Below are 13,491 nucleotides of genomic sequence, written 5' to 3'. Positions count from 1 at the left end.
GCTAGGTAACCGGCGTATGCGATGTTAGCTCCTTACTTGGGAGCAATGCCGACAGCCCCTCCCTGCCCTCATCGGTGACGATCACTGCCCTGGGCACGCTGCCGCGCCGGAACCAGCCGCGGTCGAACAGCGCCTCGGTGACCGCCGCCCCCAGTGCCCCGCCCAGGTGGGACCTGCGCTCGGTCCAGTCCAGGCACTCGGGCGCGAACCTCCGGCGCGAGCCCCGCGCGCCCGCCACGTCCACGCCGAGCCCGGCGAGCAGCCGCTCGCCCGCGCCGGTCAGGTCGTGCGCCGCGTAGTAGCCGCCCTCCCTGAGCCCGTCGAGCAGTCCCACCCCGGCGCGGCCCGCGAGGTGGTCGTAGCAGGTGCGGGCCTCCTCCAGCATCCTGGCCTGCCGGGACTGGCGCAGGGAGCGCACGGGCGGGCGAGCGCTGATCCTGGCCAGCACCTCCAGCACCTCGGCCACCTCGTGCCCGGCCAGCCGGTAGTAGCGGTGCCGGCCCTGGCGCACGACGTCCACCAGCCGGCCGTCGAGCAGCCTGGCCAGGTGCGCGCTGGCGGTGGCCGCGCTCACGCCCGCCACTCTGGCCAGCTCGCCGGCCGCCAGCGCCCGCCCGTCGAGCAGGGCTGTCAGGATGGCCGCCCGGGTCGGATCCGCGATGAGCGCGGCGACGGGCGCGATGTCGGCGTCTCGGGCGATGTGCTCCATGCTCCCGACGGTAGTACGCCGATATTTCGCCCGGCGTCGAAGGATGCCGTCATCCCTTTCCGAGGGCCTTGCGGATCAGCTCGCGGGCCCGGTCCATCACCGCCAGGGGCGTTCCGAGCAGCAGGTTCTTGGTGGCGGACTCCGTGCCGGGGTGCGGGCGCACCGGGGCGAGGCTCTCGGCCGCCCGCACCGCCGCCGCCATGGCCCGCCGCTCGGCCGTGGAGGTGCGCTCGCGCAGCTTCGCGAACTCGTACCGCTCCTCGCCTCGCGCGTGCGCCGTGACGGCGGTGCGCAGGTCGGCGAGGCGCTCCCAGAACCGGGGGTGGTCCACGCCGTCGTTGTGCAGGTCGAGGAGGAGTTGCTTGGCGCGGTTCTCCTCGTGCAGCCGGTCGGCGACCACGCCCTGGCCGTTGTCGAGCTTCCTGCGCGCGTACGGGTGGACGATCTCCTCCTCGGCGGTCTCGTGCACGCACAACATCCGCGTCAACCGGCCGAAGGCCGCCTCCACCTTGTCCGGCGGCGCCTGCTCGACCTCGTCGAACAGGTCCCTGATCTGCGCGTGCTGGGCCGTCAGCAGGTCGATCACATCATGTTCAGCCACGTCAGCGCCCTACCCGGGGCCCGCGGACGGCACGCGTTTCCTTACCGAACGCGGGCCGTTGGAGGACTTAACGCGGAGAATGCGCCGGGTACGGGCGGCGACATGGCCTTCGACCCGTTGCAGGAGCGGGGCATCCCGCTGGACGAGCAGCTGCGCGACTGGCGTGAGCTCCATGTCACGCCCATCGATCCCGACCACGCCGACCCGTACACCCGGTGCCGGATCATCACCATGAACGGCATCGAGACGGAGGGGATCCTCTTCAGTCACCAGCTGGCCCGCCACTGTCCGGACCTGGAGGCCAAGCGGCAGCTGGCCCGGGTGCGCTACCTCGAGGCCCAGCAGCAGAAGGTGGTCAACTGGCTGCTGCCCGGCGTCGCCTCGGTGCTGGAGACCACCATCGCCTACGAACAGGTCGCCGTGGACCTGACCTCGTGGGTGGCGCGCATGGAGCCGGACCCGTACCTGCGGCAGGCCTACCAGTTCGGCGTGCTGGAGGACTTCGACCACCTCTACCGGTACGCCAACCTGTACGAGATGATCGAGCACCGCAAGGCCGGGAAGATCGTCGACAATCTCACCGAGGTGATGCCGGGACGGCCCACCTATCTGCACCACCGCGACCCCGTGGACAACGTGCGGGAGCCCTACGACCGCGCCACGACCGAGCCGCTGTCCCGCCTGCACGCACTGACGATCATGGCGGCCGAGCAGCAGACCATGAACTTCTACATGAACGTCGGCCCGATGTACATGGAGCCGATCGCCCGCCAGCTCTATCAGGAGATCGCGCTCATCGAGGAAGAGCACGTCACCCACTACGAGTCGCTCGTGGACCCCGGGGAGAGCTGGTGGGAGATGCTGCTCACCCACGAGTACAACGAGTGCTACCTGTACTACTCGTTCATGGAGACCGAGTCCGACCCGAAGGTGAAGCACATCTGGGAGCTGCACCTGAGCATGGAGCTGGAGCACCTGCGGCTGGCGGCCGAGATGTTCAAGCGGTTCGACGGCCGCGAGCCCGGCCAGGTGCTGGCGCCGGCCCTGCCGCCGCCGGTGACATTCGAGCCGAACAAGGCCTACGTCCGGGACCTGATCGCCACCCAGATCGACCAGACCACGCTGGGGACGGGCTACGTGCGGGAGGCCCACGAGCGGTTCTCGAGGATGCAGGAGGCCATCATGGGCGGGGAGCAGCCGCCGTCGGAGCGGGTCATCGACGACAACCGCGCCGTCTCCGGCCAGGAATATCGCCTGGAGACCGAGGGGCCGCACCCGGCGGATCTGCAGCCCGCCCGCTGACCTAAGGTCTCCTCCATGACCTTAGTAGCCCTTGTCACCGGCGCCTCCCGCGGCCTGGGAGCCGTGATCGCGCGCAGGCTCGCCGCGGACGGCCTGGCCGTCGCCGTCAACGCCGGCAAGGACGCCGACGGCGTCCAGCAGGTCGTGGACGCCCTCCGCGCCGCCGGCGGCGTCGCGGAGGGCTTCCTCGCCGACGTCACCGAGGAGAGCGGCGTGGCGGGCCTGGTCGAGCGGATCGCCGGACGCCTCGGCCCGGTGGATGTGCTGGTGGCCAACGCCACCGGGCCGCAGCCTCTGATCCCGATGGAGGACCTCACCTGGGAGGCCCACCTCGACCAGCTCCGCTTCTTCGTCAAGAGCCCCACCCTGCTGGTGCAGGCGGTGCTGCCCGGCATGCGGGAGCGCGGCGGCGGCCGGGTCATCCAGATCGGCTCCGACGTCGTCGACCGCAACCTGCCCGGCATGTCGGCGTACATCGCGGCCAAGAGCGCCCAGCACGCGCTGACCGAGGCGTGGGCACGCGAGCTGGGCCCGTACGGCGTCACGGTCAACGTGGTCGCGCCCGGCTGGATCCCCGTGGAGCGGCACACAGGGCTCGACCAGAGCGGCTACCTGGAGGAGGTGCCGCTGCGCCGGATGGGCACGCCGGAGGACGTGGCGGCGGCGGTGTCGTTCCTGGCCTCGGACGGCGGCGCGTTCATCACCGGGCAGCGGGTCACGGTCAACGGCGGCCACAGCTGACCTGCGCGGGCATATTCCAGTTTGGGGACTCGGCCAGGATTCGCTAGAGTTCTCTCGTCGCCCCGGGCGGGGCGGAGGCGGAAGTGGCTCAGTGGTAGAGCATCACCTTGCCAAGGTGAGGGTCGCGGGTTCGAATCCCGTCTTCCGCTCGGAGCTTCCGGCTCGGTGGCGTGGCCGAGAGGCGAGGCAGCGGCCTGCAAAGCCGTCCACACGGGTTCAAATCCCGTCGCCACCTCGTAAGGACGATTAGCTCAGCGGGAGAGCGCTTCCCTGACACGGAAGAGGTCACTGGTTCAATCCCAGTATCGTCCACGCGTTTTGCATCGAGAAGCCAGGTTCGCCGATCACGAACCTGGCTTCTCGCTTTGTGGCCGGGAAGGGCCCGGGAGCCGAATGGCCCCCGGGGTGCCGAGGCCGGCGTCTCGGGCGCGGGCCGCCGCCGTGCGGTCGCCGTCCCGGCCGCGGCGTGAGCGTGCTGGCGTCCTTCCGGCTGGCGCGACTGCTCCGGCAGCGGGCGAAGCGCCTTTGACGTGGGCGGCTGTCCGGTCCGCGCACGGGTCGGCGCTGGGCGGGCAGTTACCGGGGCGTGGTGAAGTCGACTGGCATGTTCCTGCTAGCGGCCGCGGGTTCGGCGTTCGCCGTCTCGGGCCTGGCCGCCCTGCCGCCCGTGGGCGGGTTCCTGCTCGGCCGGCCGTTCGCGGGGGCGCTGGTGTTCCCCGGACTGGGCCAGGGGCCGGTGCTGATCGCGTTGGTCACGCTGGCGGGTTTCTCGGTGACGCTCACGGCGGGAGCGTATGCGGCGTTCCGCTGGTCCGGCTTCGGGCCGTCGAGGGTGGGGCTGGTGGCCTGCTGGTGCCTGGCGGGCGGGCCCGCCGGCGTGATCGCGGTGCTGGCGTGGGCGGGGGCGCGCGGGTCGGCGTTCGCCGAGCCCGCGCCGTACGCCGCCTCCTGGGGGATGGCGACGGCGCTGGTGGCGGCGCTCGCGGCGCTGGCCGTGACGCGCACCCTGCCGGCCTCTCCCCCGCCGCCGGCCAAGCGGGTGTTCTGGCCGCGCCGGTGGGTGCTGCCCTGCTTGGTGCTCGGCTGGGCGCTGGTGTGGAGCGTTCTCATCAGGGACCAGGAGCCGCTGCTGGCCTGGCTGCCGCTCTCGCCCGGCTACTTCGACCAGGTGGCCGTGGTGCTGGCGGCCATCGTGGCGAGCTACCTGGAGGGGTCGCTGCGGCGGCGATTACCGGTGGAGGGCCGGCCGGGGCGGGCGTTCGTCCTGGCGTGGATCGCCCTGTGCGCGGCCCCGATCGTGTACGCGGCCGTGGTCGCGATCGACCGCGGCATGCGGGAACCGCTCCTCGCCGACCCCCTGAACCCGGCCTGGGCCGTGGAGTACGCCCGCGACATCGGCGCGGCGCTGGTCGCCGAGCCCGCGCAGATCGCGGTGCCGCCGCTGCTGCTCGCGCTGGCCGGCACCGGGCTGCAGATCCTGCTCCCGGGGAACGATCGCGAGCCCGCGCCGCCGGATCCGGTGCGGCCCGATCGGCGGTGGAGCCTGCTCGTGGCGGGGGCGGCGCTCGCGCTGACGTACTTCTGCATAGCCGTGACCTCGCGCTATCCCGTGCTGACGCGGCGCACGTACGACGACGGGACGCCGGTGATGGTGCGGGCGCTCGCCTTCCTCGCGCCGCCGGACCCCGTGCTGGGCAGGACGGCCGTGGTGTGGTTGTGGACGGTGACGGCGGTGTTCGCGGCGTCGGCGGCGGTCCTCGTCCATCTCGCGGTACGGGGGCGGCTCGTCCGGCTCTTCCCCGCCTCCGACTACGTGGTGCTGGTGGGCGTGCTGGCGCTGGCGGCGGCGATGGGCTGGAACGCGGGCAGCGTGATCGCGTACGGGGTGACCGGCGAACGGCTGCAGGGCATCTCCCCGGCCGGGGAGGCGGCGCTCTTCACGGGAGTCGTCGTGCCGGGGTTGGCGGCGCTGTTATTCATCGTGCACTCACAGGTCGGCTTGACCAGATTCGTACGGATCGTCGAGCTGGAGGACGAGGAGACCTGGGGGACGCTGGCCGAGCGGTACCGGGCCTGGAAGGAGCAGGTCCGCGAGCACGTGCCGGCCCGGCGGGAACGCCTGGCGGCCGCCGCGCGAGCGGCCGGCGCGGCGCTGGCGGTGGTGGTGGCGGCGGGGGCGGTCCGCGGGTTCGGCGTCGAACCGCACGCCGAGGTCCACGACAGCGGGGTCTTCGTGACGGCCCCGGCCGTGTCCGTGGCGCAAGCGCCGCTGGAGAACCTCGCCGGCGCCCTCTACGTCGTCCTGCTCGCCGGGCTGACCTACCTCGTCCTGGGGCGATCGAACACGAAAGGGCTCCGTTCGTGGACGGCCGTGTGGGGGTCGTCGGTGGTGGCGGGAGGGCTGGCGAGCCTGCCGCTGGACCCCGTGGCGGGCTTGCAGGCGGGGTTCGTGGCGGGGCCGTTCGTCGTGGCGGGGGTGGCGGCTCCGCGACCGCCGAGAAAGATCCTGCTGGCCGGGGCCGCCGTGCTCGTCGCCGTGGCGGCGGCGCCCCTGGCGCGAGGGGCCCCGCCCGCGTTCATGATCACCTCGGCCACCTGGCGGGAGCAGCGGCCGCGGCTCACGATCGACATCTCCTACCCGCGGGCCTCGGGCGGGGACGCGCGGCGGGTCAACGCGGCGTTGTTCGCGCCGGTCAGGGACCACCTCGAGGACATGCTGCGCGACCTCCGCGCGAACCCGGCCGCCCACGGGAGCGTGACCGGGACCCACGTCGTGGTACGCGGCGACGCTCAGGTGATCTCGGTGCGCTACCTGCTGGCGGGCGAGCACTGGCGGGCGGTCACCTATGACGTGGCCGAGGGGCGGACGATCACCGTGCGGGAGATCTTCGCCCCGGTCGCCTTCACCCCGGAGGGCAGGAGGCGGCTGGCCGCCGCGCTGCGGCCCCTCATGCCGGCCCGCCAGATTCCGCGGACCGTGACCGTGGACAACGAGCGTCTGCTGGTCAACCTGGGCAAGGGCACGGTGGAGTTCACCTTCGGCCGCGGCTACTTCTGCACGGGCTGCGAGCCGTTCACCGTTCGGGCCTCGCGGGAGCGGTTGTCCGGGCTGGTCACCGAGCGCTTCTAGCGCGACGATCACACCATGGACGCTCAGGAGATCGCCGACCGTTTGGAGATCGCGGACCTGCTGGCCCGCTACACCCGCGCCATCGACTCCGGCCGATGGGAGCTGCTCGACGAGGTGTTCAGCGACGACGCGCTGATCGACTACACCTCGGCGGGCGGCATCAAGGGCACACGGGAGGAGGTCAAGGCCTGGCTGGCCGAGGTGCTCTCCCACTGGCCGGGCCGCCTGCACCTGATCGGCGCCCCCACGATCGACTTCCACGAAGGGCAGGCGCGGGTGAGCGCGCCCTTCACCGACACGCTCGCCCCGACGCGCGAGATGGTCGCGGCCGGCACCGAGGGCTTCCTGCACGGCGGCGGCTGGTATCACCACCGCATGCGCCGCACGCCCGCCGGATGGCGCAGCACGGAGCTCGTCGAGGAGCAGAGCTGGCGCACCGCCCGCTGAGCAGGACCGGGACTGACCTGCGGTCATGGGGCCGCTACAAAGATATTGCGTTTGTGGTGAAACCCCTGAGGGCAGCGCGAGTGCGGGCAGTGTCCCCCTGCCCCCCACCGGGTCGAAAGGGCTGTGCGGCACATGGCATTCGCATTGGGTCTTCTCGGTCATGACATAGCGGTCGACTTAGGCACCGCCAACACTCTCGTCTACGTCCGCAGGAAGGGCATCGTGCTCAACGAGCCCTCCGTCATCGCGATCAACCTTCACAAGAACACCGTCGTGGCCGTCGGCAAGGCGGCCAAACGTATGGTGGGGCGTACTCCCCCGCACATCGCCACGATCAGGCCGCTCAAGGACGGCGTGATCGCGGATCTGGACGCGGCGGAGCGCATGTTACGCATGTTCATCCAGAAGGCGCACCCCAGCAGGTTCCTCGCCAAACCCCGGATCGTGGTGGCGGTGCCGAGCGGCACCACCTCCATCGAGCAGCGGGCGGTCAAGGAGGCCGCCTACGAGGCGGGCGCGCGGCGGGTGCACATCATCGAGGAGCCGATGGCCGCGGCGATCGGCGCCGGGCTGAAGGTCGGCGAGGCCACGGGCAACATGGTGGTCGACATCGGCGGCGGCACCACGGAGGTCGCCATCGTGTCCATGAGCGGCGTCGTGGTCGCCAAGTCGCTACGGGTGGGCGGCGACGAGCTGGACGAGGCCGTCATCACCTACGCCAAGAAAGAGCACGCGCTGCTGCTCGGCGACCGTACGGCCGAGCGGCTGAAGATCGATCTGGGCATGGTGCGGCCCGCGCCCTCCCGGGATGCCGAGATCACGCCCCGGGGCCGGCACCGGGTGGGGGCCGCCGGTGCGGACTCCGTGCCGCCGATCGTGGTGGACGACGAGGAGCCCGAGCCGCCGGCCGCCCCGCGCCGGTGGAATCCGTTCCGGTCCAGGCCCAGGCAGGAGGCCGTCCTCCCGGCCGCCGCGCCGCGGGCCATCTCCCCGGACGCCAGCGCCCCCGTACGCGGCCGCGACCTGGTCAGCGGGCTGCCGAAGACGGCGACGATGACCTCGGAGGAGATCGGCGAGGCCATCGAGGACCAGGTGCAGACCATCATCGACGCCGTGCAGACGACGCTCGACCAGTGCCCGGCCGAGCTGGCCGGCGACCTGCTGGACAACGGCATCGTGCTGACCGGCGGCGGGGCCCTGCTGCGCGGGCTGGCCGAGCGGATGGGCCAGGCCACCGGCATGCCGATCCGGGTCGTCGACAAGCCGCTGTACTCGGTGGCGCTGGGCGCGGGCCGCTGCGTCGAGCGGTTCCAGGCAATGCGGGACGTGCTGCTGCCCGATTGGTCGCGGCGGTGAAGCGGGCGCTCATCCTGCTCGTGTTACTCGCCGCGGTCCTGCTCGTCGTGGTGGACCGGACGCTGATGCCGCTGGAGCCGCTGCGGGCGGCCGGCTCGACCGTGTACGGCACGGTCGAGAGCGCGATCGGCACGGTCACCCGATCGGTCGGCGGCGAGGGGCGCCTGCGGGCGCTGGAGCAGGAGAACGCCCGCCTGCGGGCCGAGCTGGCCGCGGGCGGGGCCAAGGGCACGCCGGCGGCGGCGCCGGCGCCCTATCGTGGCGTCTCCGCGCACGTGGTCGGCTTCGGGCAGGGCAGGAACGTCACCATCGACGCGGGATCGGCGGCGGGCGTGACGCGCGACGTGACGGTGCTGAACGCCGACGGCCTCGTGGGCAAGGTCAGCTGGGCCGGCCCGGCCACCGCGTCCGTGTCGCTGATCACCGATCCCGGGTCGTCGGTGGGCGCGCGGATGGCGGCCTCCGGCGAGCTAGGCGTCGTGACGGGAATGCCGGGCGACGGCCTGCTGCGGCTGAGCCTGTTCGACCCCAACGCGCCGCTCGAGGTCGGCGACCAGGTGGTGACGCTCGGGTCGGCCGGCGGCCGGCCGTACGTGGCCGGGCTGCCCATCGGCACGGTCGCGCGGATCGAGCGGGCGCCCGGCGCGGCCACGCGCACGGCGCTGGTGCGGCCCGCCGCCCGGCTGTCCGCGCTCGACCTGGTCGCGGTGATCGTGCCCGACACCGGGAGGTGAGCCATGCGGCCGGTGCTTTCGCCGTTGGCGGCGCAGGGAGGTGAGCCGTGCTGGTGCTGTTCCTCATCCTGGCCCCGCTGCTGCAGGTGCTGCTGATCAACAGGTCGCCGTGGGGCGGTCCCGACCTGGTGGTGCTCGCCGTGGTGTGGCTGGCGCTGTCCAGGGGGCCGGTCTGGGGCTGCGTGGCCGGGCTCGCCGCCGGGCTCGCCGCCGACGTGACGCCGCCGGCCGACGGCACGGTGGGGCGGACGGCGCTGGTGCTGGCGGTGACGGGCCTGCTGGCCGGCCGCTGGCGCGAGGGCGCTGCCCTGCCGGAAGGGCGGACACGGGACCGCAATCCGCTCCTGGCAGGCGCGGCCGGCGCCGCCGTCGGCACGCTGCTGCAGGCCGGCGCGGCGGTCGCGCTCGGCGACGAGCCGTGGCGGGCCGCGCTCGCGGCGCTGCCATGGACGCTCGCGTGGACGGTGGCGCTGGGGGCGCTGGTGAGCCCCGTGTTGCTGCGCCGCCGGCACTCCGTGGAGGCCGAGCCGAGGGTGGCGATGCGGCGTGTCTAAGGCCAGATTGTTCGTATTGCGGCTGGTCGTGGTGGCGATGGTGGCCACGCTGGTGGGGCGGCTGTGGTTCCTGCAGGTGGTCAGCGGGGCCGAGTACGTGCGGGCCGCGGCGGACGTACGGATCAGGACCGTGCCGGTGCCGCCGGTGCGCGGGCAGATCGTGGACGTGGCCGGGCGTCCGCTGGTGACGAACCGGACCAGGCCGGTGGTCACGGTGGACGCGGTGGCGCTAGCCCACCAGCCCGACGGCGGGCGGGCGGTGCTGGAGCGCCTCGGCGAGGTGCTGGACCAGCCGTACCGGCAGATCGCGGAGAAGGTCCGGTTGTGCGGGCCTGAGGTGGCGCAGCCGTGCTGGCAGGGCTCTCCGTACGAGCCGATCCCCGTCGCCGAGGACGTCACCGCGCAGACCGCGCTGCAGATCAGCGAGCGGCAGCAGGACTTCCCCGGCGTGCGCACGGAGCTGCGGCCGGTGCGGGTCTACCCGTTCGGCGCGGCGGCGGCGCACACCCTCGGGTATGTGCAGGGCGCCAAGGGCCGTGACGGGCTCGAAGGCGTGTACGACCGGGAGCTGGCCGGCCGCGCCGGGCGGCGCGACGTGGCCGTGGACAACACCGGGCAGGTCACCAGGACGCTCCGCCAGGACCCGCCCGTGCCCGGCAACACGCTCGTGACCAGCCTCGACTCCCGCATCCAGACCATCGCCGAGCAGGCGGTCGCCCGGGCGCTGACCACGAGCGGCGCGAAGTCGGGCGCGGCCGTGGTGATGGAGTCGCAGACCGGCCGCCTGGTCGCGCTGGCGGGGCTGCCCGCCTACGACCCGGCCGTGTGGACCGACGGCGTGACCGCCCGCGAGTACAAGCGGCTGCCGCTGCTGTCGCAGGCCGTGCAGGGCGAGTGGGCGCCTGGCTCGACGTGGAAGGTCGCCTCGGTCGCGGCGGCCGCGAACGCCGGGTACGGGCTCGGCGCGTTCTACGACTGCCCCAGCGGCTACACGGTGGGCACCCGGGTGTTCAGGAACTTCGCCAGCGCCGACCTCGGCCTGATGACCATGCACGGGGCGCTGGTCCAGTCCTGCGACACGATCTTCTACCGGCTGGCCGACCAGCTGTGGGAGCGGGGGTCCGAGGCCTTGGAGAAGACCGCGCGCGGGTTCGGCTTCGGCAAACCGACGGGGGTGGACCTGCCCGGTGAGGCGGCCGGCGCGGTGCCCGATCGGGCCGCGAAGAAGGCGCTGTGGCGGGCCACCCGCGAGGAGAGCTGCCGCCGGGCCGCCAAGGGGTACCCGGAGATGGCCGACCGCGGGCGGGCGGCGTACCTGACCGCGATCGCCAAGGAGAACTGCCGCGGCGGCGGCGAGTGGCGGGGCGGCGACGCGGCCAACTTCTCCATCGGGCAGGGCGGCGTGCTGGTCACGCCGCTGCAGCTGGCCCGCGCGTACGCGGCCGTGGCCAACGGCGGGACGCTGCACAGCCCGCGCGTCGGGATGAAGGTCGTCCGGCCGGACGGGACCACGGTCACCACCATCACGCCGCCGGTGGCCGGGCGGCTGCCGGCCTCGGCGGAGACGCTGCGGTTCATCAGGAACGCGCTGAGCCAGGTGCCGAAGAAGGGCACGGCGGAGGGCGCGTTCAAGGGGTTCCCGTTCGGCAAGGTCGCGGTGGCCGGGAAGACGGGGACGGCCGAGTCGTTCGGGCACCGGGACACCTCCTGGTTCGCCTCGTTCGCCCCGGATCCCGCCTACACCGTCGTCGTCGTGCTGTCGGAGGGCGGCCGGGGCGCAGAAGGCGCGGCGCCGGCGGCGCGCGACATATGGGAAGGCATCATCGGGTTGGCGGAGCGGCGAACGGTCAGGCCCGAGAGCGGCAGCCTGCGTGACCAGGGAGGGCCGAGTGAGCGCGACCATTCAACACGAGCGGCGAACGGTCAGGCCCGAGAGCGGCAGCCTGCGTGACCAGGGAGGGCCGAGTGAGCGCGACCATTCAACACGAGCGGCGAACGGTCAGGCCCGAGAGCGGCAGCCTGCGTGACCAGCGAGGGCCGAGTGAGCGCGACCATTCAACACAGGAGCGGCGATGATCGCGGTGGCGACCGGGAAGCGGCGGGTCGTGTGGGCGCCGACGCTGGGCGCGCCGGACTGGACGCTGACACTGCTGGCCCTGGCCCTGTCCGTAGTGGGGCTGCTGCTGGTGTGGTCGGCCACGCGGATGGAGGGCGACTACGGGCTGCTGATCAGGCAGGCGGTGAGCGTCGGGCTCGGGCTCGTCCTCATGTGGTTCGTGTCGCGGTGCGACCTGCGGGTGCTGCGGGCGTACGTGCCGCTGGCGTACGTGCTGGCGCTGGTGTCGCTGGCGGGTGTGCTGACGCCGCTCGGGGTTCGGGTGAACGGGGCGCACTCGTGGATCGTGCTGGCGCCCGGAGTGCAGTTCCAGCCGTCGGAGTTCGCCAAGGTGGCGCTGGCGCTGGCGTTCGCGGTGCCGCTGGCGGAGCTGCGCGACGGGCAGAGCAGGCCCGGGTTCGGCGGGGTTCTGCTGGCGCTGGTGCTGGCCGCGGTGCCGATCGGGTTGATCGCGTTGCAGCCGGACCTCGGGACGATGCTGGTGTTCGCGGCCATGGTGAGCGGGGCGCTGCTGGTGTCGGGGGCGCCCAAGCGGTGGCTGCTGGTGCTCGTCGCGGGCGCCGTGGGCGCGGGGGCGGCGGCGTGGAAGCTGGGGCTGGTGCGGCCGTACCAGCTGGAGCGGCTGCTCGTGCTGGCCAACCCGGGCGCCGACCCGGGCGGTGTGGGGTATAACGCCGCGCAGGCGCGCATCGCGATCGGCTCCGGCGGCCTGTCCGGCAAGGGGCTGTTCAACGGCGAGCAGACCGCCGGGCACTTCGTGCCCGAGCAGCACACCGACTTCATCTTCACCGTCGCGGGCGAGGAGTTCGGCTTCGCCGGGGCCGCGGCCATCGTGCTGACCATCGGCGTGCTGCTGTGGCGGGGGTTGTCGATCGCGCGGCACAGCGCCTCGCCCTACGGGGCCGTCCTGGCCGGGGCCGTGGTGTCGTGGCTGACGTTCCAGACGTTCGTGAACGTGGGCATGACGGTGGGGCTCATGCCCATCGTGGGCGTGCCGCTGCCGTTCGTGTCGTACGGCGGCTCGGCCACGGTCGCCGGGCTCCTGGCGATCGGGCTGCTCCAGGCCGTGCACCGGACCAAGGCCATGCAGCCATAGTCCATATCCTCTCCCTGAGGGCATCGGCGAGACGATCGGAGCGAGCCCGGCGTGAACGTGATCATCTTTGGGGCGACCGGCATGGTCGGGCGCGGCGTGCTCAGGGAGTGCCTGCTCGACGAGCGGGTGTCGGCCGTGCTCGCGGTCGGCCGCTCCCCGACGGGCATCGACCACCCCAAGCTGCGGCACATCCTCCATGGCAACCTGCTCGACCTGGCCTCCATCGAGGAGCGCCTGACGGGTTTCGACGCGTGTTTCTTCTGCCTGGGCGTCTCGTCGGCCGGGATGAGCGAAAAGAACTACCGGCACATCACCTACGACTACACGCTGTCCGTGGCGAACACCCTGGCGCGGCTCAATCCCGGCTCGACGTTCGTGTACGTGTCGGGCGCCGGGACGAACGCCCACGGGCCGGCGATGTGGGCCAGGGTGAAGGGGGAGACCGAGAACGCGCTGCTGGCGCTGCCGCTGCAGGCGTACATGTTCCGGCCCGGCTTCATTCAGCCCCTGCACGGCATCACCTCGCGCACCCGGCTCTACCGGCTGGCCTACGTCGCGAGCCGGCCGCTGTACCCGCTGTTCCGGCTGCTCTTCCCGTCCGCGGTGACCACGACGGAGCGGATCGGACAGGCCATGATCACGGTCGCCGAGCGGGGCGCGCCCAAGCGGATCCTCGGCCCGGCGGACATCAACGCGCTCTGACCA

General features: G+C 72.7%; 12 protein-coding genes and 3 tRNA genes. 13 read left to right on the top strand and 2 right to left on the bottom strand.

The annotated features are described in order from the left end of the window. Window position 1 precedes the first annotated feature (1 nt). Window positions 2-709 (bottom strand): ArsR/SmtB family transcription factor, encoded by a 708-nt coding sequence (locus tag OHA25_RS31805; RefSeq protein WP_327580635.1) that lies wholly within the window; start codon window positions 707-709, stop codon window positions 2-4. Between the two features lie 49 nt (window positions 710-758). Further along, window positions 759-1,310, bottom strand: a complete 552-nt coding sequence (locus OHA25_RS31800; RefSeq protein ID WP_327580634.1) for a hemerythrin domain-containing protein — start codon at window positions 1,308-1,310, stop codon at window positions 759-761. 102 nt (window positions 1,311-1,412) lie between these two features. Here OHA25_RS31800 and OHA25_RS31795 point away from each other — a divergent pair, with 102 nt between their 5' ends. The 13 genes from OHA25_RS31795 to OHA25_RS31735 all read left to right on the top strand — a co-directional run bounded on the left by OHA25_RS31795 (window position 1,413) and on the right by OHA25_RS31735 (window position 13,488). After that, window positions 1,413-2,612, top strand: coding sequence for a hypothetical protein (locus tag OHA25_RS31795; protein WP_327580633.1), 1,200 nt, complete (start codon window positions 1,413-1,415; stop codon window positions 2,610-2,612). Window positions 2,613-2,627: 15 nt separating this feature from the next. Continuing rightward, window positions 2,628-3,353, top strand: coding sequence for an SDR family NAD(P)-dependent oxidoreductase (locus tag OHA25_RS31790; protein WP_327580632.1), 726 nt, complete (start codon window positions 2,628-2,630; stop codon window positions 3,351-3,353). 77 nt (window positions 3,354-3,430) lie between these two features. Then, window positions 3,431-3,502: transfer RNA gene (locus OHA25_RS31785), tRNA-Gly, on the top strand. Window positions 3,503-3,517: 15 nt separating this feature from the next. Next, window positions 3,518-3,588 (top strand) — tRNA-Cys (locus OHA25_RS31780). Between the two features lie 5 nt (window positions 3,589-3,593). Further along, window positions 3,594-3,665 (top strand) — tRNA-Val (locus OHA25_RS31775). Window positions 3,666-3,942: 277 nt separating this feature from the next. Next, the gene (locus OHA25_RS31770) at window positions 3,943-6,483 is read left to right on the top strand and encodes a hypothetical protein (protein ID WP_327580631.1); all 2,541 of its coding nucleotides are present in this window, start codon (window positions 3,943-3,945) and stop codon (window positions 6,481-6,483) included. A gap of 15 nt (window positions 6,484-6,498) precedes the next feature. Further along, window positions 6,499-6,930, top strand: coding sequence for a nuclear transport factor 2 family protein (locus OHA25_RS31765; RefSeq protein ID WP_327580630.1), 432 nt, complete (start codon window positions 6,499-6,501; stop codon window positions 6,928-6,930). Window positions 6,931-7,062: 132 nt separating this feature from the next. Further along, the gene (locus tag OHA25_RS31760) at window positions 7,063-8,286 is read left to right on the top strand and encodes a rod shape-determining protein (protein ID WP_327580629.1); all 1,224 of its coding nucleotides are present in this window, start codon (window positions 7,063-7,065) and stop codon (window positions 8,284-8,286) included. After that, a complete protein-coding gene (gene mreC / locus OHA25_RS31755; RefSeq protein ID WP_327580628.1) occupies window positions 8,283-9,020 on the top strand; it encodes a rod shape-determining protein MreC in 738 nt (245 codons plus the stop codon). The genes OHA25_RS31760 and mreC overlap by 4 nt, the downstream gene beginning before the upstream one ends. Before the next feature lie 47 nt (window positions 9,021-9,067). After that, window positions 9,068-9,574, top strand: a complete 507-nt coding sequence (locus OHA25_RS31750; protein WP_327580627.1) for a rod shape-determining protein MreD — start codon at window positions 9,068-9,070, stop codon at window positions 9,572-9,574. After that, entirely contained in the window at window positions 9,567-11,525 is a 1,959-nt protein-coding gene (gene mrdA / locus OHA25_RS31745; RefSeq protein ID WP_327580626.1) for a penicillin-binding protein 2, read from the top strand. Before OHA25_RS31750 ends, mrdA begins: the two co-directional genes overlap by 8 nt. A gap of 121 nt (window positions 11,526-11,646) precedes the next feature. After that, window positions 11,647-12,786, top strand: a complete 1,140-nt coding sequence (rodA, locus tag OHA25_RS31740; protein WP_327580625.1) for a rod shape-determining protein RodA — start codon at window positions 11,647-11,649, stop codon at window positions 12,784-12,786. Between the two features lie 51 nt (window positions 12,787-12,837). Further along, entirely contained in the window at window positions 12,838-13,488 is a 651-nt protein-coding gene (locus OHA25_RS31735) for an NAD(P)H-binding protein (protein WP_327580624.1), read from the top strand. The last annotated feature ends 3 nt before the right edge of the window (window positions 13,489-13,491 follow it).

It is taken from the genome of Nonomuraea sp. NBC_00507 (assembly GCF_036013525.1).
Classification (GTDB): Bacteria; Actinomycetota; Actinomycetes; order Streptosporangiales; family Streptosporangiaceae; genus Nonomuraea.
This window is presented reverse-complemented; position numbering and strand designations above follow the sequence as displayed.

What these genes read in the sequence shown, in the direction of transcription:
- OHA25_RS31805 (WP_327580635.1), bottom strand. Translation starts at nt 709, where the DNA reads ATGGAGCACATCGCCCGAGACGCCGACATCGCGCCCGTCGCCGCGCTC.
- OHA25_RS31795 (WP_327580633.1), top strand. Translation starts at nt 1,413, where the DNA reads ATGGCCTTCGACCCGTTGCAGGAGCGGGGCATCCCGCTGGACGAGCAG.
- OHA25_RS31790 (WP_327580632.1), top strand. Translation starts at nt 2,628, where the DNA reads ATGACCTTAGTAGCCCTTGTCACCGGCGCCTCCCGCGGCCTGGGAGCC.
- OHA25_RS31765 (WP_327580630.1), top strand. Translation starts at nt 6,499, where the DNA reads ATGGACGCTCAGGAGATCGCCGACCGTTTGGAGATCGCGGACCTGCTG.
- OHA25_RS31760 (WP_327580629.1), top strand. Translation starts at nt 7,063, where the DNA reads ATGGCATTCGCATTGGGTCTTCTCGGTCATGACATAGCGGTCGACTTA.
- rodA (WP_327580625.1), top strand. Translation starts at nt 11,647, where the DNA reads ATGATCGCGGTGGCGACCGGGAAGCGGCGGGTCGTGTGGGCGCCGACG.